Origin of the sequence: Sphingopyxis soli, assembly GCF_018682675.1 — a bacterium.
Taxonomy (GTDB): Bacteria; Pseudomonadota; Alphaproteobacteria; order Sphingomonadales; family Sphingomonadaceae; genus Sphingopyxis; species Sphingopyxis soli.
In genome coordinates this window covers 17,532-35,755 of the sequence record NZ_JAFMTR010000095.1, presented here as the reverse complement: position 1 = coordinate 35,755, position 18,224 = coordinate 17,532, and the positions used below count along the sequence as shown (strand labels likewise).

Here is an 18,224-nt window from a genome sequence, read left to right as displayed (position 1 = left end):
GGGTCCATTCGCGCAGCGCTGGAAAAATGGATTCCGGATCGAGTCCGGAATGACGAAGGTTTGGAAACGACCGAAGCACGACATTTCTGGCATCGTCATCCCGAACTTGTTTCAGGATCCATAGTCCGCCATTTCCTTAAGCGCTGCGCCGAACGAACGCTCAGTCCATGGATGCTGAAACAGCGAGGCCATCGCCGCAGCCAGCGTGACGAGAATTGAAAGGCTGGAATCCACCCCAAAGCCGCCGCCGCCTTGTCTTTTTGACAGGATTGTGAGTAACTGACGACGGGTCGCTTCTGTTTTCCTTTGTCGTGGAAGGGAGAAGCGTATGTCAGTGGAGAAACCGCGCAGACCGGCAGAGCGGCGCGCAGGGGACCGGCGGGTGACCGACGATCCCGATTATAACGGTCCCGAGCGGCGCCAGGCCGATCGCCGATCGGGCAAGGACCGCCGCGCGCCGCCGGCGGACTGATTGAAGACGAGGCGCTCGTCGCGCCGGCTGGAGATTGCCGTGACCGAAGCTCTGCCTCGCCTGTCCGTCGACATCGTGTCCGATGTCATGTGCCCCTGGTGCATCATCGGCTGGCTGAAGTTCGAAAAGGTGATGGCGCATTTCGAGGGGCGGCTGGCGTTCCGGGTCCAGTGGCACCCGTTCGAGCTCAATCCCGACATGCCGCCCGAGGGCGAGGATGCGGCCGCGCATGTGATGCGCAAATATGGTATCAGCGCCGACCAGAGCCGCGCGAACAGCGGACGGCTGGCAGATATCGCGCGCGAGCTGGGCTTCGCCTTCAACCGCGGTCCGGAGTTCCGGATGCGCAACAGCTTCGACGCGCACCGGCTGCTGACCTGGGCGGGGGCGCTCGAGGAGCCCGAGCAGGCGGCGGCGACGGGCGTGCAGACTGCGCTGAAGCTGGCGCTGTTCAGGGCGCATTTTACCGATAATCGCGACGTGTCCGATCATGCGGTGCTCGCCGATGTGGCGGCATCGGTCGGGCTCGACCGCGTGCGGGCTGCCGCCATTCTCGCGGGCGACGATTATGGCGAGATGGTGCGCGTCGAAGAGGCCTATTGGGCCGACCAGAATGTGACCGGGGTTCCCGCGTTCATCCTCGGCGGCCGGATGATGGTGCCGGGCGCGCAGGATCCCGAGGTGTTCATCCGCGTGATCGAGAGCAAGGTGCTGGCGGCTGCGGCCTGAGGAACGGCCCGGCGCCGCCGCGCGTTATCTGTTGATCCTGGCAATGGAGGCGATGACGATGGCCGACGACCCCCGCGACGATGAATCCCGCGATGGCGATGATGGAGCGCCCGAAGCGCTGAACCGCGAACAGGAGGACGAGGACGCGCAGGCGCAGACCGTCGCCGAGGCCGCGAGTCGCGAACGCCCGCTGGGCGAGAGCCGCAAGGCGAAGGGGCGCTACGAAGACAGCGACACGCCCGATCTGGTCGACCATATGCGCCAGATGGAGCGGTCGGGCCGGATCGACATGGACGCCTATCGCGGCGAACGCAGCGACGACGACGAGGACGGCGAGCTCGGCGAGGACGGGATCGACGACGACGTGCCGCGCGGCGCGCCCTGACCCTAGCGCCGGTTTCGGATGAGGTCTGCGAGCGCGATCGGGCCGAGGACGAGCAGGAAGCTGCCCACCATCGCGGTGAAGATCAGGACGGGGCCTTGCAAGAGCGGATTGGTCATGACGGGTCTCCTTGACTGGTGACCCCGTCTGGCGCCGCGCCGGGCGTTTTTCCTTGATATCGGTCAAAAACGGTGCCGCGCCGGATGCGATCAGCGACATTTGCCCGCCATAGCGGAGCCGCCGCATTGGGATTTTGCTAAGGCCTTTCGGGCAGGCTGCCCGCCATGGCCCATCGTCTATATGTCCGAAAACCGCCGCGCCCGGGGCGCCGTGCCTATCCGAAGCGGCCGCGGCGGCGGCGCAGCTTCGGGCTGTCGCTTGCGATGGTCGTCGCGGGCGGATTCGTCGGCACGCTGGGTGCGCTGAACATGACGCCCGGCGGACGCGAGGCCGCGGCCGGCATCCCGCTGCTCCGCGAGGGGACCGCCGCGGCGGCGCCCGACACGCTCTCGGCGCGCTTCGGGCTCTGCCACAGCGGCGGCGGGCGCAACTGCGTCGTCGATGGCGACACCTTCTGGTTCGAGGGGCAGAAATATCGCGTCGCCGACATCGACACGCCCGAGACGCATCCTGCGCGCTGCGCCGAGGAAGCCGAACTGGGCGAGGCGGCGACCGGGCGCCTGCTCCGCTGGCTGAACGCCGGCGCCTTCACCCTCGAAAGCGTCGATCGCGACACCGACCGCTATGACCGCAAGCTGCGGATCGTCACCCGCGGCGGCGACAGCGTCGGCGACATGCTGGTGGACGAAGGGCTCGCGCGGCGGTGGGAGGGACGCCGCCGGCCCTGGTGCTGAGGCGAGCAGCCGGCGGCGGTGTCGATCGCGTCGCCGACCCCGTTCGCGGGGCGCTTCGTCGGAGGGGGTGGAGCCGACTCGCCTTTCGGGCGTATGATGATCGCGCTCCCCCTCCCGGAGCGGCAAGGAGACAGACGATGGCCGAACATGACCACAGCGCGATCAAGGAAGATATGAATGTCATCGGCGCCGACGGCGTCCATCTGGGCACGGTCGACCATATCGACGGCGAACGCATCAAGCTGACCAAGGCCGACAGCGTCGACGGCAAGCATCATTATCTTCCCGCCGGGCTGGTCGCCGCGGTCGAGGGCGACACGGTGCGCCTGTCGGCCACCGCCGCCAACGCGATCGACCTGTTCGAGGAAGCCGAATAGTCCATCCCCCGGACATAGATGGCGGGGGCGCAATCCGGCGTCCCCGCACATTGAAACTGGCCCGCCCTGTCCCCTGGGGCGGGCCGTTTTCATGGGGCAAACCCGCCCCGAAAGGCTTGACCCAAACCGACAAGGGGAAACGGAGCCGGGGTGGTTCGTCCCGGCTCCGTCCTGTGCCCGCGTCCACGATTTTCCCGCGAGGGGCGACCCACGCGGAAGCGGGCGGCGGGGAAGGCGCGTCAGTGCGACCTGGCGTCCGCGCCGGCCTGCGCGCTGCCGTGCGCATGAGCCGCGATCTCGGCGCGCGACAATTTGGTCACCAGCGGCCCGGTGACGCTGTTCGCCTTGCTGTAAAGCGCCGAGAGCGGGATGTTGTAGAGCTTGCCGCCGTCGACCACGACCGCATTGTCGCCGTCGAGGCTCTGGACGGTGCCGATGCTGTTGCCCTTGGCATCGGTGATCTGCGCGCCGGCGCGGACCTGTTCGCGGGTCGCGGCGGTGAGCCTGGCCGAGTCGATCGCACCGTTGGCGGCGCCGTCGGCGCGATCGACGCTATTGCCGAGCTGGCCGGTGACGTTGCCGACGGTGCTGCCGACCGCGCCGGTGCCGACCTGCGCCGTCGTGTCGACCGTGCCGCCGACCACTCCGCCGACTTGGGCGATGGCGGGGGCGCCGAGCAGGGCCGCACCCGCGGCGAGCAGCGTGAGGGAATTGCGCATGGGGGTGTCTCCTGTCCTGCGGGCAGCCGGGAGCGGCCGCCCGTCCGGCAAGGGAAACCGGCGGGCGCGGCGAATGTTGCGCGGGCGGGCGACGGGGCGCCGCGCGCACGCGACGAACCGCCCGCCGATATTTCAGTGCGTTTTAGCGGGCTTGCCGGTGGGCTCGGCGCCAACCAGCTTGTTGAGCGTCGCGATGCGCATTCGCGCGGCGCTCGAGCCGCGTTCGGGGTGCGCCTGGATCTGCGCGAGCAAGGTCGCGAGCTCCTTGCGACTGGCGCCGCGCCGCCGCCATCCCTATCTGGGGGCATGATGCCATATCGGGACCGGAAGATGATCGTCGTCGCGCGGCTGAAGGCGAAGCCGCTGCTCGCGGGGCAGGTGATCGCGGCGCTGGCGTTCGCCGCGCTCGCATGGGCGCAGGCCTGGCCGGTGCGTGCCGACGGGGCGGGGGCGATGATCCGCGCGCTGCTGTTCGGCGATGCGGTCGCGACGGTGGCGATGCTCGCCGCGGCCTTCGCCTTCTGGACGTGCCTGCGGCTATGGCGCCGGCGCGGCGCTTATGTATTCCACGATGGCGTGCGGCTCTATCGCGGCAGCAGCCTGTCGTGGCCGCTCGACGCGATCCGCGACGTGGTGATCGAGCGCGACCGGCTGGGCTTTCCCGTGCTGCGGCTGGTCGTCGACGACGACAGCGAGGTCACGCGCGCCCTGGTGCCGCTGCCGCTGCTCGACGGATCGGCCGAGGCGGTGCGCGGCGGGGTGCTGTTCGCGGCGGGCGGTCTGCGCGGGGTGCCGGTCGGGGTCACGGTGAATTGAGGGGGCGCGGCGGCGGTTCGCGCCCCGCCGAGTTTCGGGCCAAAGTTCAGTAAAGTTCAGCCTTGTGGCGGTCCGGTTTCCGCATCGCGGGGGAGGGCCGCGAGCCGCTCGGCGGCGTCGCCGGCGTCGTCGCGATACCAGCGCGGCAGCTCGCCGTCGCACAGATCGGCGACCTCGAGCGCGACCGCAAGGTCGTCGGGGGCGAGCAGCGCGGCGGGCGCGGCCGGCGGGGCGGGGTGGAGATGCGCCAGCGCCTCGGCCACCGGCGGGGCGGCAGGCGCGGTGCCGGTTCGCGGCGCGGCGGCCATGCGAAGACAGTCGGGGCCATAGGCGCGTAGCAGGAACATGAGGAGCCGGTCGCTCTGGCGCAGGCGGCGGCCGATGCGGTTGCCGTCGCGGTCGAACACCGGCTCCTCGCTGCCGATCAATGCGCGTTCGAACGCGGCGTCGATCAATTTCTTCGACGCCGCCTCGATCGCGGCGCACCAGGCGCGGTCGAACGCCTCGGCGCCGGGCGAGCGGCGCAGGCGATAGGCGGAGGATTCGGACATGCCGACGGCGCGCGCGGCATTGGCGACCGACCCGCCGTCGGCGAGCGCCTCGATAAAGGCGCGCTGCTTGTCCGGCGACCAGCCGTCCTTGCGGCGCCTTTTCAGCACCGGCACCCAGTCATAGGCGGCGGGGTCGTGGCCGTGCGCGTCGAGCGCGGGAGTGGCGGGATCGGGCGAGGGGATGGGGGCGATGTGGCTCATCCGCCAGTTTGGAGCATGGCGGGGGAATGTAGGAAAGGGGGTTTCGAGGGTGGGTGTGCGAAATAGGATTGGGGGGTGGGGTGCCGCTCCATCAGAGTACGTTGGGGCGTTGGCCGCTGCCGCCGATCCGCGACTTCGCGATTTCGAAAGCCGGGGTCGGCGTTTTGTCGCTGTGGCTGGTTGTCGACGAAGACTGCGAGGGAACGCGCGAACTGGCGAAGCTCTACCTGCTGGAAGACTCGCGTAAGGCGGCACGCCGAGGTTTTGTTCGCCTTCTCGATCCGCTGTATCGCGCGTGGTCGGTGATGAATTAAGTGGTGAGAATGCTGCTTGTGAAGAACCGACGAGATTGGCAAAGAAACGAAATGTCCACGATTCACCTCGTCCCCGACGATCTTCGTAATCTTTACCATGTTCGGGAGTGGCGAAATGCTACTGGTATTTTGGCAACTGCATGTCCGGATGAGTGGCAGGATATAATCGAGGTATTGCGTGCTTTCCGCCTTCTACGCTCGGAGGTCCAAGCAGCTGGGGGCAGTAAGTCCCCAATTGCTGCCCAGATTGATGGTGGTTTCTATGTGAGGGGATGGCAAGAGAAGCAGTTTCAGACTGCCATCAAGATTGACGATGAGCTTTTTGAAAGCCCCACGCACAAGATTGATTGTTTGAAAGGGCGAGTGGCTCTTGAGGTCGAATGGAATAACAAGGATCCATTCTTTGATCGAGATCTCAACAATTTCCGATTGCTATTTGAGTTACGCGCAATTGATGTTGGCGTAGTGGTCACCCGCTCGACCGAGCTACAGGCGATTTTCAAAGCGCTCGGGAAGGGGTCTTCATATGGTGCGTCTACGACCCACCACGAAAAACTCTGGCCTCGGATTGAAGGTGGGGGTGGCGGCGGCTGCCCGGTACTAACGTTCGCGATAAAGCCCGAACTCTATGTTGACGATGGCCCGCCCAACCTGGAGCAGATTGTAGCCGCCGAGAGACTTTCAGAAGCCAAATAGCCTTTTTTATTCCGCCGCGATTTCGGCCGCACTATTAAAGCTGTAGGTATCCCAAGTTGGCTTGTAATTTTCGTCGGCCTGATTCCCCCACACCGTCCATCCGCGCCGCTTTCCCCGACTGAACATTTCCAGACGGGGTCCCCAACTGCAATCTTCGATAATTTTATACTGTTCGTCAGGTTTTCTGCTATGCTCACGCTTGCGCGACTGGATTATGTTTACTTGACTACGACCAGGATCAAGCGTTCGCGCATTCTTTCCACGTACACCGAATAAGAGAATCTCAGTAACATTGCGGAAATAGAAACCTACACCGCGGCCATCTGATCCACCATCTTTTCGAATCTTATGCCAAACGATATTTGAAATATAGCGATACCCCCAAGCATCCATCACCTTAAGGCCATCAGGCAAAAGAGCGTTTGGCACCCAAAGATAGAGATGAGATGGATCGTCTGCGATATCAGCGACCGGCAATTTGCAAATTTCATCAAGAGTCATTGTACCGTAGCGATTGAGCCGCTTGTGTTCGGGCGCGACTTTGCCGGTACGATTTTGAAACTGCCACGGCGGATCCGCTAGAACCGTGCCAAACTTCCTGCCGCGCGCTGTTGCGAGCAGGTCGATTGCGGCGTCGCTCAACGGACTATCGGATAAGAACATAATGAGATCTTGGCTTAGCTAGCGAACGGCGTCAAGCTACTACTAGTAGTAATATCGCGATAATGGACTTGCTTCACGTCAAACCGAAAACCCGCCCGCGTTCCGCCGGTTCGAACTCGCCGCCAGCACCTTCTTGCCCGTCGGGGTCAGCGCCCACTTCGCGCCCTGTTGCACCACGAGGCCCAGCGCGACGAGCTCGTCGCGGACGGGATCGGTCGGGAGTTGCGGGCGGCGGTTCGAGAGGCCTTCCAGCACCGCGCGCTGGGGCTGGCTGAGGGTCAGGAGTTTGAGTTTTTTCTTGTCGGTCATTCGGGTTTCCGGCGTCCTGCTGTGAATTGGGGGCAGCTACCACTTGCCGCCGGCGGCTTCTATGGCTTTCAGCAGCGCCCGTTTGCTGGCGGTGCGCCGATCGCCCGCGTTGCGCGGGAGTTCGGGGTTGCCGAGCGCGGCGCGGCGCGCGGCAAGGCTTGCCGCAAAATCGGCAAAGTTGACGCGCGGCCCGGTCCAGTCGGGCGCGAGATCAGATTTCGAGCGCTGCGATGCCATAGTCCCCAGCCGTTTCCTGTCTTATGCGGCGTTCAAGATAGTCGAGATCGGCAGTCGGGTGAAGGGCCAGCAATATCCGCGCCTGATCGAGCCGGTCTTTCGCGGTCCCCGACGCATATTGGGCCACGCGGTCGGCGATCAGATCTTCGACCGAAATAATCGCAAAGCTGGATCCGTCGCCGGTGTCTTCGACCAGAAGGACATGATCCCGGTCGATATTGCCGTCCATCGGAACCGACGCGACGATTTCGAAGCCGAGCTTGAGTGCGGGATGAAGCCAGCCGCGCACCAATTGTCCGGCGCCCGACGGGCGGACGAAGCCCGCACGCTGCAATTCTTCGTCCAGCGCATCCTGCCACGGCGAGCAGATGTCGAAATCGCCGGTCGTCACGGCGCTGCCCGAATAATATTCCACCGCTGCGCCGCCGACCAATATCGGCCGCGACAGGCCGCGCGCCACCATCGCTTCGCTCACCCGCGCGAAGAGGCGGAGCGCCGCTTCGAACTCCGGGCGGTAGGGCGAGTTGGCCATTTACTCCGCGGCGATCCCCGCCTTGGCGAACATATCTTCGCCCTCGTCGCTCGCTTCGATCGCCGCGGCGCCGTCGTCGTTGGCTTTCGCCTTCTTGCGGTTGTCGAAGCTGGTCCAGACCTGGTTCCAGTCGCCGCGCGTCGCGGCCTTCGAATATTCGGTGGCGCGGGTTTCGAAGAAGTTGGCGTGCTCGACGCCGTTCAAGAGCGGGGCGAGCCAGGGGAGCGGGTGCTCGTCGATCATGTAGATCGGCTGGAAGCCGAGCTGCCCCAGGCGCCAGTCGGCGATGTAGCGGATGTAGCGCTTGATCTCCTTCGGCGTCATGCCGGGGACGGGCCCCTGTTCGAAGGCGAGGTCGATGAACGCATCCTCGAGCCGCACCGTCTTCTGGCAGCAGTCGATGATGTCTTCCTTCACCGCCTTGGTCAGGCAGTCGCGTTCCTTGACGAAGGCGTGGAACAGGCGCGTGATGCCTTCGCAGTGGAGGCTTTCGTCGCGCACCGACCAGCTGACGATCTGGCCCATGCCCTTCATCTTGTTGAAGCGCGGGAAGTTCATCAGCATCGCGAAGCTGGCGAAGAGCTGCAAGCCTTCGGTAAAGCCGCCGAACATCGCGAGGGTGCGCGCGATATCCTCGTCGCTGTCGACCCCGAAGGTGCCGAGATAGTCGTGCTTGGCGCGCATCTCGTCATATTCGAGGAACATGCCATATTCGCTTTCGGGCATGCCGATCGTGTCGAGCAGGTGGCTGTACGCCGCGATATGCACCGTCTCCATGTTGCTGAACGCGGTCAGCATCATCTTGATCTCGGTCGGCTTGAACACGCGGCCATATTTGTCGTGGTAGCAATCCTGCACCTCGACGTCGGCCTGGGTGAAGAAGCGGAAGATCTGCGTGAGCAGGTTGCGCTCGTGATCCGAAATCTTCTGCGCCCAGTCGCGGCAATCCTCGCCCAGCGGCACTTCCTCGGGCATCCAGTGGATCTGCTGCTGGCGTTTCCAGAAATCATAGGCCCAGGGATATTCGAAGGGCTTGTAGGTCTTGCGGGCTTCCAGCAATGGCATCGGCGTACTCCAGTCGAAACTCGGTCCAGATTCCCTCTCCCCTTGTGGGAGAGGGAGGGGCCCAAGGCGTCAGCCTTGGGAGGGTGAGGGGGTGAGTGCGGTTTCAACCAGCATCAGCACGCCCTCGATATTCGTCATCACATCGTCATTCCAGAAGCGGATCACTCTGTATCCTTCCCCCTCGATGAAGCGTGTCCGCGCTTCGTCGTAGGCGACCGCTTCGCCATGCTGTCGTCCGTCGACCTCGATCACCAGCCGCGCGGCGTGCGATGCGAAATCGGCGAAAAAGGGCCCGAGAGCTTGCTGGCGGCGGAACTTTGCGTGAGGAAAAGCCTCTCGCAAGGCGCGCCACATGCGCTTCTCGGCATCGGTGGCTTCGCGGCGGAGCGTGCGCGCTCTTTCGGTCGTCCACCGGGGGAGGTCGGCCTTGCGGCCTCTTCCCCTCACCCTCCCATCGCCGCTCACGCGGCGACGGGCCCCTCCCTCTCCCACAAGGGGAGAGGGGTTTTATGCTTTACTGACAAGCCAGGCACTCGTCGTAGTCGGTGCTTTCGGCGCTGAGTTCGTATTTCGGCGCGTCGGGCGTGTTGTCGGCCTCGACCCCGCCCGCGAAGCCGGCGCGCTGCACCGATTTCGAGCGGAGGTAATAGAGCGATTTGATGCCGAGTTCCCACGCGCGGTAGTGGAGCATGAGCAGATCCCATTTCTCGACGTCGGCGGGGATGAACAGGTTCAGCGACGCGGCCTGATCGATATAGGGCGTGCGGTCGGCGGCGAGTTCGAGCAGCCAGCGCTGGTCGATCTCGAAGCTGGTCTTGTAGCAGTCCTTTTCGTCCTGCGTCAGGAAGTCGAGGTGCTGGACGCTGCCGCCCTTTTCGAGGATCGAGTTCCACACCGCGTCGCTGTTCTTCGCCTTGTCGACGAGGAGCGCTTCCAAGTGCGGGTTGCGGATCGAGAAGCTGCCCGAGAGCGTCTTGTGCGTATAGATGTTCGCCGGGATCGGCTCGATGCACGCGCTGGTGCCGCCGCAGATGATCGAAATCGACGCGGTCGGCGCGATCGCCATCTTGCAGCTGAAACGCTCCATCACGCCCTGATCGGCGGCGTCGGGGCAGGGGCCGCGTTCCTTGGCGAGCAGCATCGAGGCGGCGTCGACCTGCGCGCGGATATGCTTGAAGATGCGCAGGTTCGACGATTTCGCCATCGCGCCCTCGAACGGCAGGCCGCGCGCCTGGAGGAAGCTGTGGAAGCCCATGACGCCGAGGCCGACGCTGCGTTCGCGGCTGGCGCTGTACTTGGCGCGCGCCATTTCGGGCGGGGCGCGGTCGATATAGTCCTGGAGGACATTGTCGAGCATGCGCATCACATCCTCGATGAACCGCTTGTCGCCGTTCCACTCGTCCCAGGTTTCGAGGTTGAGCGACGAGAGGCAGCAGACCGCGGTGCGATCGTTGCCGAGATGGTCGCGCCCCGTCGGCAGCGTGATTTCCGAGCAGAGGTTCGAAGTCGACACCTTGAGCCCGAGGTCGCGGTGATGCTTCGGCATCATGCGGTTCACCTGGTCGATGAAGATGATGTAGGGCTCGCCGGTCGCGAGGCGCGTTTCGACGAGCTTCTGGAACAGGCTGCGCGCGTCGACGGTGCCGCGGACGCTCTGGTCCTTGGGGCTGCGGAGGTCGAATTCCTTGCCGTCGCGGACGGCCTCCATGAATTCGTCGGTGATGAGGACGCCGTGGTGAAGGTTCAATGCCTTGCGGTTGAAGTCGCCCGAGGGTTTGCGGACCTCGAGAAACTCCTCGATCTCGGGGTGCGAGATGTCGAGATAGCAGGCGGCCGAACCGCGGCGGAGCGAGCCTTGGCTGATCGCGAGGGTCAGGCTGTCCATCACGCGGACGAAGGGGATGATGCCGCTGGTCTTGCCGTTGAGGCCGACGGGTTCGCCGATACCGCGCACCGCGCCCCAATAGGTGCCGATGCCGCCGCCGCGGCTGGCGAGCCAGACATTCTCGTTCCACGTGCCGACGATGCCCTCGAGGCTGTCGTCGACCGAATTGAGGTAGCAGCTGATCGGCAGGCCGCGGCCGGTGCCGCCGTTCGAGAGAACGGGGGTGGCGGGCATGAACCACAGCTTCGAGATATAGTCGTAGAGGCGCTGCGCGTGCTCCTGATCGTCGGCATAGGCCGAGGCGACGCGCGCGAAGAGATCCTGATAGGATTCGCCGGGGAGGAGGTAGCGGTCCTCGAGCGTCTCCTTGCCGAAGTCGGTGAGCAGCGAATCGCGGCTGCGGTCGACGGCGACGTCGAATCGGCGCGCGTGCACCGCGGGCTCGCCCGAATCGTTAAGCTTTGCAGGCGTTTCCGCCTTTCCTTCCGCCTTCGATTCGGTGGCCGCCGGGGCGTCCGTCTTCGTCAGTTCCATCGTTGCCACGTCGTTCGTCTCCACCCGCTCTGTCTCGCGAAAATCCATCTTACTCGCCCCCGTTTCCCGACGCGCGCGCAGCGCGTTTGTTCCCGTCCTGTTCGACTCGGGGCGAAGCCCCAGTCTTAGCATCTCCAGCGACCGTCGGGCACTTATTTTCGGGCGCAGAAGGGGTTTTCCCGTGTCCATATGGGATGGACGACGGAAATCCGCCACTTCCGGCCAAATACTATTTGTTGGGGTGCCCCCGTGGTCTACCCACCATCCATAGTGCCACGTCGGCGCGTCGATGCAAGCCGCTAAATGACAGCTTCGAGACTCAACTCGTCGATAATTTGATTCGCTTCGTCGACAGTATCGACCGTTTCACGGGCCGATCGCCAGCGTTTCCGCGGGGTTTGGCGGGCTGTGGCAAAAGGGGCACGGCGGCCCGAAAAAATTCGGGGGTCAATCACAACATCGGGCGGGCGTTCGGCGGGCATAGAAAAAGGGCCCCGGAAACATCCGGGACCCTTTTAATCTCTATCCTGGCTTACGCGTCGCCGCCGCCGTTGCCGGTGCCGCCGCCGCCCAGGAACTTCCAGAACCAACCCATGTCAGATCTCCTGTTGGCACTGCCCACGAAGAACAGTTAACGCAGCATATACCTTAATCGACATGGTAAAGCGAGTCTTAACCTTAACAATTACCGCCATTTTGGCGGCTAGGCGGTGCGGCTTTGCGGAGTGGCGGCGAGGCTGTTGACCAGCTCGGAAAATAGTTGCGGCTTTCCAAGCAGATATCCCTGACCGATATCGCAGCCCAATTGTTCAAGCAGGGCCAAAGTCGGTGCATCTTCAATGCCTTCGGCGACCGCGACGGCGCCCAGGCGATGCGCGAGTTCGATCGTCGATTTGACGACCTCGAGGTTGCGCTGCGAATCGCGCATCGTCATCACGAATCGCTTGTCGATCTTGATCTCGTCGGCTTCGATCTCGGTCAGATATTCAAGGTTCGACTGGCCGGTGCCATAATCGTCGATCGACAGGCGGATGCCGGCGCGGCGGAATTGCGCGAGCGTCTGGCGCGCCTCGCGGCTGTTTTCGATCTGCGCGGTTTCGGTGACTTCGATCGTGAGCAGTTCGGGCGGCAGGTGATGCGCGGTGAGCATGACGCGGATCGTGCCGACGAGGTCGCGATGGTCGAGCAAGGTCGCCGACAGATTTACCGACATATGCGCCGATATGCCGCGCTCGCGGAGCTGCGCCGCCGAACGGATCGCCTGATCCATCACGAACAGGGTGAGGCGATAGATGTCCTGGCTCTTTTCGGCCTGGACGATGAACTCGTCGGGCGGAATCGGCCCGCGCGTCGGGTGCGTCCAGCGCACCAGCGCCTCGATCCCGACGAGCCGCTTCGACGCGATCTCGTACTGCGGCTGGAAGGCGACCCAGATGTCGCCGCCGGTGAGCGCATCCTCGAGCTGCGAGTGGAAGGAAAGTTGCCAGCCGGCATCCTCCTTTTCGCGCGGCGTATATTTGGTCCACAGCGCGCGCGCGCGGATCGACTGTTCGGCGGCGACGAGCGCGGCGGCGAGACGCTGCGCGTTCGACCCCTCGAACTCGTCGTTGACCCCGAAGGCGATGGCAACGTCGACCCGCAGCTCGCCGATCGTCAGCGGCGCGTTGAACAGCGCGGCGAGGCCGGCAAGCTGGCCCTCGATCTGGCTGTGCTGGTAATAGGGGACGAGCCACGCGAACGTGCCGTCGAGGTCGTGGTGCAGCACGGTGCCCTGCGAGGCGAGTTGCAGGCGGCGCGTGACCTGTTCGACGAGCTGGCCGATGCCGTCGCCCGGAATGAAGGCGGCGAGATCCTCGAAATTGACGACCTTCGCAGCAATGACGGTCGCGCTGCCGAACGGAGCCTGCGAGCGGAGCGCCTCGAAATTGGGCAGGCCCGACACGGGGTTTTCGCGCTGGGCCGAATCGCGGCGACGGGTGCGCGACACATTGGCGCTGAGCGCCGCGATCAGGAAACAGGCGGCGCCGATCTGGGTCGACACGAGCGAAAGGCTGAGCGCCACTTTGGCGGCGATCAGGGCGAGTGTCATCGCGAAGGCGACGCGAACGAACCAGCGGCCGCGGCGAAAAGCCAGCGACGCCACCATCGCCACGAACGTCAGTGCAAGCCCGGGCAGGAAGCCGAGGTCGATAGGGGTGCCACGCTTCAGAGCTTCACCTGCGATCAGGTGAATATATGCGCCCGCCATGGTATCATGGCCAGGCAGGAAATGTTGGTCGAACGCCGCCGAATTTGTCGGCGCGAAAATGACGTCTTTGCCGCGAAGTTCCTTGGCGCCGACGCGGCCCGTGAGCAGGTCGACCGCACTATATTCCTTTATGGTCGAAGTGTCGTAGGAATAATCGAGCTGAAACACCGACGGCTTGTCGAGCGGACGGTTGGCAAGCAGCGCGGCGAAGCTGGGCAGGATGCGGCCGTCGACCGACACCGCAAGCGGCACCCGCCACACTTGCCAGAACTCATACTCCCAACAGATACAGGCGCGTTTTGCCCGGTCCCCCATCGAGGCGGGAGGCCAATAGTCGACCTTGACCTCGGTACCTTGAATTTTGGCTGCGGGAACCGCGAGGATGATCCGGTCCCCCATCTGATGCACGGCCGCAGCGACCTTTAGCAGATCGGGGTCGGTCAGCCGACGCCGATAGGAAAAGTCAACGAATAGGCGCTTTGCACCGGCGGCGTTGATAGCGCGGATGATTTTTGCGTGATTGGCAACGGTCAGCTCCTGATTCTGGAGCGATTGCAGCGTCTTGTCGTCGACGCCGACGACGACGGTTTCGCCCGATACGGGGCGCCACGCGACGCGCCCGATCGACGCCTCGATCACGCGGTCGACGGGCTCGCCGACCGATGTCAGGCCGACAACGACGCTCAGCAGCAGCGACAGGCCGATCGTGCGCCAGCTGATAATCAGACTCTTGACCGGAATGGGCACGCACGTCTCCAGCAATTGCCGGAACGTCCTAGCCGCCGATGGTTAGCATCGCGTTAATTATGAATCCTTCCTTGCCGTCCGGCCGGTCGCCGGAGGGCGCGGAAATCCTGTTGTTTCAGGCGATCGCGGGAAGGGGCGCGAGCGCTGCGTCGCCGGCGAGCGCGGACGCCGCGAGGCCGGTCGCTGCGGGCACGATCTGCTGAAGGTAGAAGCGCGTCGAGACGAGCTTCGCCCGCAGGAAGGCGGCGTCGCCTTCGCCCGATGCCAGCGCGGCCTCTGCCGCCTTGTGCTGCGTCGCCATCAGCCAGCCGCAGGTCGCGGTCGACAGCATGGTGAGATAGGGATAGCTGCCCGCCAGCCGGTCGGCGACGGTCGCGGTTTCGAGCCAGTCGGTGACGTGGCGGCACGCTTCGGCGAGCTGCCCCAATTCGGGGAAATCGGCGGCGCCGCGCGCGATATCGTCGATGAGCGAGCGCACCCCGTCGCCGCCCGCCATGCCGAGCTTGCGCCCGACGAGATCGGCGGCCTGGATGCCGTTGGTGCCCTCGTAGATCGGCGCGATGCGCGCGTCGCGATAATGCTGCGCGGCGCCGGTTTCCTCGATGAAACCCATGCCGCCGTGCACCTGGACGCCGAGGCTGGCGACCTCGCAGCCGATGTCGGTCGCGTGCGCCTTGGCGAGCGGGATGAGCACCTCGGCGCGCAGCGCGGCGGCCTGGTCGCCGAGCTTGCCGAAGTCGGTCTGCGCCGATGCGTAATAGATGAGCGCGCGCGCGGCCTCGGTCTGCGCGCGCATCCGCCAGAGCATCCGCTTGACGTCGGGGTGGTGTTCGATCGTCACCGGGGTGCGGTCGGCGCTGCCCGCGAGCGACGACTGGACGCGCTCGGCGGCATAGCGCTGCGCCTGTTGCAGCGCGCGCTCGGCGATCTGGACGCCCTGGCAACCGACCATCAGGCGCGCGTTGTTCATCATCACGAACATCGCGCGCATGCCGCCCATCTCGTCGCCGACGATCTCGCCGAGGCAATCTTCGCCCTCGCCATAGACCATCACTGCGGTCGGCGAGCCGTGGATGCCGAGCTTGTGCTCGATCGAGGCGCAATGGACGCCGTTCGAAATCGTGGGATTGCCGTCCGCGTCGAGGCGATATTTGGGGACGAGGAAGAGCGAGATGCCGCGCGTCCCCTCGGGCGCGCCGGGGGTGCGCGCGAGGACGAGATGGACGATATTGTCGGTGAGATCGTGCTCGCCGAAGGTGATGAAGATCTTTTGCCCCTTGATCCGGTACAGGCCCGCGTTTGGTCCTTCGGCGACCTTTTCGGCGGTCGAGCGCAGCGCGCCGACGTCGCTGCCCGCGGCGGGCTCGGTCAGGTTCATCGTGCCGTTCCACTCGCCGGTCACGAGCTTGGGCAGCCACGTCTGGCGCTGTTCCCCGGTGCCATAGGCCATCAGCGCGTGGATCGCGCCGGGGGTCAGAATGCTGCAGAGGGTGAAGCCCATATTGGCGGTGCCGAGCGCCTCGATCACCACGGTCGCGAGGGTGAAGGGCAGATCCTGCCCGCCATATTCACCGGGGCCGTCGAGGCTGCCCCAGCCCGCCTCGACGAACTGCTGATACGCCTCCTTGAAGCCCGGGGGCATGGTGACCTTGCCGTCCTGCCATTTCGGATTGTTCGTGTCGCCGACGCGGTTGAGCGGCGCGTAAACCTCGGCCGCGAAGTCGCCGATGCCGGTGACGATCGCCTCGACCATGTCGGGGGTCGCGGCGGCATATTTGTCATGGGCGGCCATCGCGTCGATGCGCGCGATATGGTTCAGGACGAAAAGCTGTTCGGTGACAGGCGGCGTGTAAGTCATGGTCTGACTTTCATAGTGAATATCGTTGCGCGGGCGCTATAGCGCGGCATGGCCGACGATCAAACGCCCATGACCACCCTTATCTGCCCTTTCGGCGGGGAGGCAATCGCGCGCGCCGGGGGGCTGATCGGGGAGGGGATGCCCGTCGCGGTGCCGACCGAGACCGTCTATGGCCTCGCCGCCGACGCGCGGAATCCGCAAGCGGTCGCGCGCATCTATGCCGCCAAGGGGCGGCCCGATTTCAACCCGCTGATCGTCCATGTGCCCGATCTGGCCGCAGCCGAGAAGCTGGGGGCGTTCGGCGAGGTCGAACTGGCGCTCGCGGCGTGCTTCTGGCCGGGGCCGCTCACGATCGTCGTGCCGCGGACGGCCGAATGCCCGGTGGCGAGCATCGCGACGGCGGGGCTCGATACGATCGCGCTCCGCGTTCCCGGGCACCGCGCGATGCAGGCGTTGCTCGCCGAGACCGGCGCGCCGCTCGCCGCGCCGAGCGCCAATGCGAGCGGCAAGGTGAGCCCGACGAAAGCGGAGCATGTGCTTGCCAGCCTCGACGGGCGGATCGCGCTGGTGATCGACGACGGGCCGACGCGCGCGGGGGTCGAATCGACGATCGTCCGGGTGAAGGACGGCTCGGTCGAAATGCTGCGGCCGGGTCCGGTGACGGCGGCAATGCTCGGCGAGGCGAGCGGCCTGCCGGTGACGGGCGCGACGGGCTCGAAGATCGTCGCGCCGGGGATGCTCGCGAGTCACTATGCGCCGGGGAAGCCGGTGCGGCTGGGCGCGGAGGATTTCGCGGCGGGCGAGTACGCGATCGGGTTCGGCGATCTTTCGGGCGATTATAATCTCAGCGCGGCGGGCGATCTGACCGAGGCGGCGGCGCGTTTGTTCGACGCACTGCACGCGGGGGCGGCGAGTGCGAAGACGCGGATCGCGGTCGCGGCGATTCCGGGCGAGGGGCTGGGCGCAGCGATCAACGACCGGCTGGCGCGCGCGGCGGTCTAGGCGGCGGCGGGCTCGACGGGGTCGCCGTGCGGGGTCTTGCGCGCAACGATCAGGCAGGCAGCGACGATCAGCAGCGCGCCCGCGATCGTCGGCAGGGTGACCGGCTCGCTGTAGAAAATCCAGCCGAACAGCATCGCCCAGAGGAAGCCCGTATATTCGGTCGTCGCCAGAATCTGCGCCTCGGCGCGGGCATAGCCCCAGCTCAACAGCAGCAGCGAGACCGTCGCGAGAATCGCGGCGCCGGTGATCGCGGGCGCGTGGTCGATGCCGGGGACGACCGCGAACCACGGCGCGCCGAAGGCGAGGAAGAGCGTCACGAAGAAATTCTGGAAGAAGGCGATCTCCATCGGCTCGGCCATCTTCGCCTGCCGACGCGCGAGGATGAGATTATAGGCGTAGAAGATCGCCGAGAGGAACACCGCGCCGACCGCGAGCAGCGCTTCTTCGCTATAGGTGCCTTGCCCCAGCTTGCCCGCGACGATGATGACGACACCGACGAGGCCCAGCATCGACGCCGCGATCGAGCGCGGGCCGATCTTTTCGCCCAGGAAGATCGCCGCCATGTAGAGCGTCATCAGCGGCGCGACGAAGGCGAGAGCGATCGCCTCCGCCATCGGCAGCCGTGCGAGCGCCCAGAAGAAGGTGATCGCCATTCCGGCGACGAAAAGCGCGCGCCACGCATGAATGCGCATCGTCGGCCGGTCGGGAAGCGCCGGACGCATCGCGAGATAGGCGAGGCCGCTGAGCAAGGTGCCGGCGCCGGTGCGCCACAGCACGGCGTTATAGGCGCCGATGTCGATCGACAGCTGCTTCATCAGCACGTCCATCGCCGAAAAGGTCGCGATGCCCGCGCAGGCGACGAGGAAGGGCAGGACGGGGGAGGCCGAATCGGGACGCATGGTGGGGGTTTTGGGTGCGATCCGTTCCGAATGAAAGAGCCGCGTGTCCCCGCGCAGGCGGGGACCCATCTCCTTCCGGTTCGAAATCGCGCCGACCGGAGATGGGCTCCCGCCTTCGCGGGAGCACAAAGCAG

The 18,224-nt window shown here is 65.2% G+C and carries 22 protein-coding genes; 10 read left to right on the top strand and 12 right to left on the bottom strand.

All coding sequences use genetic code 11. From position 1 onward, the window contains the following. The 6 genes from J1N50_RS14465 to J1N50_RS14440 all read left to right on the top strand — a co-directional run. Positions 1-219: hypothetical protein (locus tag J1N50_RS14465; protein WP_215354862.1), on the top strand; the 219-nt coding region annotated here is incomplete at its 5' end. 109 nt (positions 220-328) lie between these two features. Then, entirely contained in the window at positions 329-472 is a 144-nt protein-coding gene (locus J1N50_RS14460; RefSeq protein WP_215354859.1) for a hypothetical protein, read from the top strand. A gap of 39 nt (positions 473-511) precedes the next feature. Then, positions 512-1,201, top strand: a complete 690-nt coding sequence (locus J1N50_RS14455) for a DsbA family oxidoreductase (RefSeq protein ID WP_343227893.1) — start codon at positions 512-514, stop codon at positions 1,199-1,201. Positions 1,202-1,259: 58 nt separating this feature from the next. Beyond that, positions 1,260-1,586 (top strand): hypothetical protein, encoded by a 327-nt coding sequence (locus J1N50_RS14450; protein WP_343227892.1) that lies wholly within the window; start codon positions 1,260-1,262, stop codon positions 1,584-1,586. A 281-nt stretch (positions 1,587-1,867) separates the two neighbouring features. Beyond that, entirely contained in the window at positions 1,868-2,437 is a 570-nt protein-coding gene (locus J1N50_RS14445) for a thermonuclease family protein (RefSeq protein ID WP_246553550.1), read from the top strand. Between the two features lie 137 nt (positions 2,438-2,574). After that, a complete protein-coding gene (locus tag J1N50_RS14440) occupies positions 2,575-2,814 on the top strand; it encodes a DUF2171 domain-containing protein (RefSeq protein ID WP_058457137.1) in 240 nt (79 codons plus the stop codon). A gap of 239 nt (positions 2,815-3,053) precedes the next feature. On the opposite strand, the gene J1N50_RS14435 is transcribed toward J1N50_RS14440, so the two are convergent. Then, positions 3,054-3,533, bottom strand: a complete 480-nt coding sequence (locus tag J1N50_RS14435) for a hypothetical protein (protein ID WP_215354853.1) — start codon at positions 3,531-3,533, stop codon at positions 3,054-3,056. Between the two features lie 306 nt (positions 3,534-3,839). Between J1N50_RS14435 and J1N50_RS14430 the strand changes: the two genes are divergently transcribed. After that, complete coding sequence (locus J1N50_RS14430; RefSeq protein WP_246553548.1) at positions 3,840-4,349, top strand: hypothetical protein; 510 nt, start codon at positions 3,840-3,842, stop codon at positions 4,347-4,349. A gap of 56 nt (positions 4,350-4,405) precedes the next feature. Here J1N50_RS14430 and J1N50_RS14425 read toward each other — a convergent pair whose 3' ends face one another. Further along, positions 4,406-5,101, bottom strand: a complete 696-nt coding sequence (locus tag J1N50_RS14425; RefSeq protein ID WP_215354850.1) for a hypothetical protein — start codon at positions 5,099-5,101, stop codon at positions 4,406-4,408. 80 nt (positions 5,102-5,181) lie between these two features. Here J1N50_RS14425 and J1N50_RS14420 point away from each other — a divergent pair, with 80 nt between their 5' ends. Further along, positions 5,182-5,415: a hypothetical protein gene (locus J1N50_RS14420; protein WP_215354848.1), complete on the top strand. Its 234-nt coding sequence runs from the start codon at positions 5,182-5,184 to the stop codon at positions 5,413-5,415. 9 nt (positions 5,416-5,424) lie between these two features. Continuing rightward, entirely contained in the window at positions 5,425-6,111 is a 687-nt protein-coding gene (locus J1N50_RS14415; RefSeq protein ID WP_215354846.1) for a BglII/BstYI family type II restriction endonuclease, read from the top strand. Between the two features lie 6 nt (positions 6,112-6,117). Here J1N50_RS14415 and J1N50_RS14410 read toward each other — a convergent pair whose 3' ends face one another. The 9 genes from J1N50_RS14410 to J1N50_RS14370 form a co-directional block, all read right to left on the bottom strand. After that, positions 6,118-6,753 (bottom strand): MT-A70 family methyltransferase, encoded by a 636-nt coding sequence (locus tag J1N50_RS14410; protein WP_246553546.1) that lies wholly within the window; start codon positions 6,751-6,753, stop codon positions 6,118-6,120. 99 nt (positions 6,754-6,852) lie between these two features. Next, on the bottom strand, positions 6,853-7,083 hold the full coding sequence (locus J1N50_RS14405) for a hypothetical protein (RefSeq protein WP_215354842.1): 231 nt from the start codon (positions 7,081-7,083) through the stop codon (positions 6,853-6,855). A gap of 36 nt (positions 7,084-7,119) precedes the next feature. After that, positions 7,120-7,320 carry a hypothetical protein gene (locus J1N50_RS14400; RefSeq protein WP_215354840.1) on the bottom strand — a complete coding sequence of 67 codons (201 nt, stop codon included), beginning with the start codon at positions 7,318-7,320 and terminating at the stop codon, positions 7,120-7,122. Further along, positions 7,295-7,852, bottom strand: a complete 558-nt coding sequence (locus J1N50_RS14395) for a hypothetical protein (protein WP_215354838.1) — start codon at positions 7,850-7,852, stop codon at positions 7,295-7,297. Before J1N50_RS14395 ends, J1N50_RS14400 begins: the two co-directional genes overlap by 26 nt. Then, complete coding sequence (locus J1N50_RS14390) at positions 7,853-8,917, bottom strand: ribonucleotide-diphosphate reductase subunit beta (RefSeq protein WP_058457461.1); 1,065 nt, start codon at positions 8,915-8,917, stop codon at positions 7,853-7,855. It abuts the gene before it with no gap. A gap of 69 nt (positions 8,918-8,986) precedes the next feature. Next, positions 8,987-9,364, bottom strand: coding sequence for an endonuclease domain-containing protein (locus J1N50_RS14385; protein ID WP_215354835.1), 378 nt, complete (start codon positions 9,362-9,364; stop codon positions 8,987-8,989). A gap of 67 nt (positions 9,365-9,431) precedes the next feature. Next, on the bottom strand, positions 9,432-11,336 hold the full coding sequence (locus J1N50_RS14380; protein WP_425516949.1) for a ribonucleoside-diphosphate reductase subunit alpha: 1,905 nt from the start codon (positions 11,334-11,336) through the stop codon (positions 9,432-9,434). A gap of 703 nt (positions 11,337-12,039) precedes the next feature. Next, positions 12,040-14,331 carry an EAL domain-containing protein gene (locus J1N50_RS14375; protein ID WP_215354829.1) on the bottom strand — a complete coding sequence of 764 codons (2,292 nt, stop codon included), beginning with the start codon at positions 14,329-14,331 and terminating at the stop codon, positions 12,040-12,042. A gap of 115 nt (positions 14,332-14,446) precedes the next feature. Beyond that, positions 14,447-16,189 (bottom strand): acyl-CoA dehydrogenase family protein, encoded by a 1,743-nt coding sequence (locus J1N50_RS14370; RefSeq protein WP_215354827.1) that lies wholly within the window; start codon positions 16,187-16,189, stop codon positions 14,447-14,449. Positions 16,190-16,258: 69 nt separating this feature from the next. On the opposite strand from J1N50_RS14370, the gene J1N50_RS14365 reads away from it, so the two are divergent. After that, a complete protein-coding gene (locus tag J1N50_RS14365) occupies positions 16,259-17,191 on the top strand; it encodes an L-threonylcarbamoyladenylate synthase (RefSeq protein ID WP_215354824.1) in 933 nt (310 codons plus the stop codon). On the opposite strand, the gene J1N50_RS14360 is transcribed toward J1N50_RS14365, so the two are convergent. Continuing rightward, the gene (locus J1N50_RS14360; protein ID WP_215354809.1) at positions 17,188-18,090 is read right to left on the bottom strand and encodes a DMT family transporter; all 903 of its coding nucleotides are present in this window, start codon (positions 18,088-18,090) and stop codon (positions 17,188-17,190) included. The genes J1N50_RS14365 and J1N50_RS14360 overlap by 4 nt on opposite strands. Positions 18,091-18,224: the final 134 nt, after the last annotated feature.

Bases quoted from the DNA above. Each gene is read 5' to 3' on its own strand.
- J1N50_RS14460 (WP_215354859.1), top strand. From the start codon at position 329: ATGTCAGTGGAGAAACCGCGCAGACCGGCAGAGCGGCGCGCAGGGGAC.
- J1N50_RS14450 (WP_343227892.1), top strand. From the start codon at position 1,260: ATGGCCGACGACCCCCGCGACGATGAATCCCGCGATGGCGATGATGGA.
- J1N50_RS14445 (WP_246553550.1), top strand. From the start codon at position 1,868: ATGGCCCATCGTCTATATGTCCGAAAACCGCCGCGCCCGGGGCGCCGT.
- J1N50_RS14440 (WP_058457137.1), top strand. From the start codon at position 2,575: ATGGCCGAACATGACCACAGCGCGATCAAGGAAGATATGAATGTCATC.
- J1N50_RS14435 (WP_215354853.1), bottom strand. From the start codon at position 3,533: ATGCGCAATTCCCTCACGCTGCTCGCCGCGGGTGCGGCCCTGCTCGGC.
- J1N50_RS14430 (WP_246553548.1), top strand. From the start codon at position 3,840: ATGATGCCATATCGGGACCGGAAGATGATCGTCGTCGCGCGGCTGAAG.
- J1N50_RS14425 (WP_215354850.1), bottom strand. From the start codon at position 5,101: ATGAGCCACATCGCCCCCATCCCCTCGCCCGATCCCGCCACTCCCGCG.
- J1N50_RS14415 (WP_215354846.1), top strand. From the start codon at position 5,425: ATGCTGCTTGTGAAGAACCGACGAGATTGGCAAAGAAACGAAATGTCC.
- J1N50_RS14405 (WP_215354842.1), bottom strand. From the start codon at position 7,083: ATGACCGACAAGAAAAAACTCAAACTCCTGACCCTCAGCCAGCCCCAG.
- J1N50_RS14400 (WP_215354840.1), bottom strand. From the start codon at position 7,320: ATGGCATCGCAGCGCTCGAAATCTGATCTCGCGCCCGACTGGACCGGG.
- J1N50_RS14395 (WP_215354838.1), bottom strand. From the start codon at position 7,852: ATGGCCAACTCGCCCTACCGCCCGGAGTTCGAAGCGGCGCTCCGCCTC.
- J1N50_RS14390 (WP_058457461.1), bottom strand. From the start codon at position 8,917: ATGCCATTGCTGGAAGCCCGCAAGACCTACAAGCCCTTCGAATATCCC.
- J1N50_RS14380 (WP_425516949.1), bottom strand. From the start codon at position 11,336: ATGGAACTGACGAAGACGGACGCCCCGGCGGCCACCGAATCGAAGGCG.
- J1N50_RS14370 (WP_215354827.1), bottom strand. From the start codon at position 16,189: ATGACTTACACGCCGCCTGTCACCGAACAGCTTTTCGTCCTGAACCAT.
- J1N50_RS14365 (WP_215354824.1), top strand. From the start codon at position 16,259: ATGACCACCCTTATCTGCCCTTTCGGCGGGGAGGCAATCGCGCGCGCC.
- J1N50_RS14360 (WP_215354809.1), bottom strand. From the start codon at position 18,090: ATGCGTCCCGATTCGGCCTCCCCCGTCCTGCCCTTCCTCGTCGCCTGC.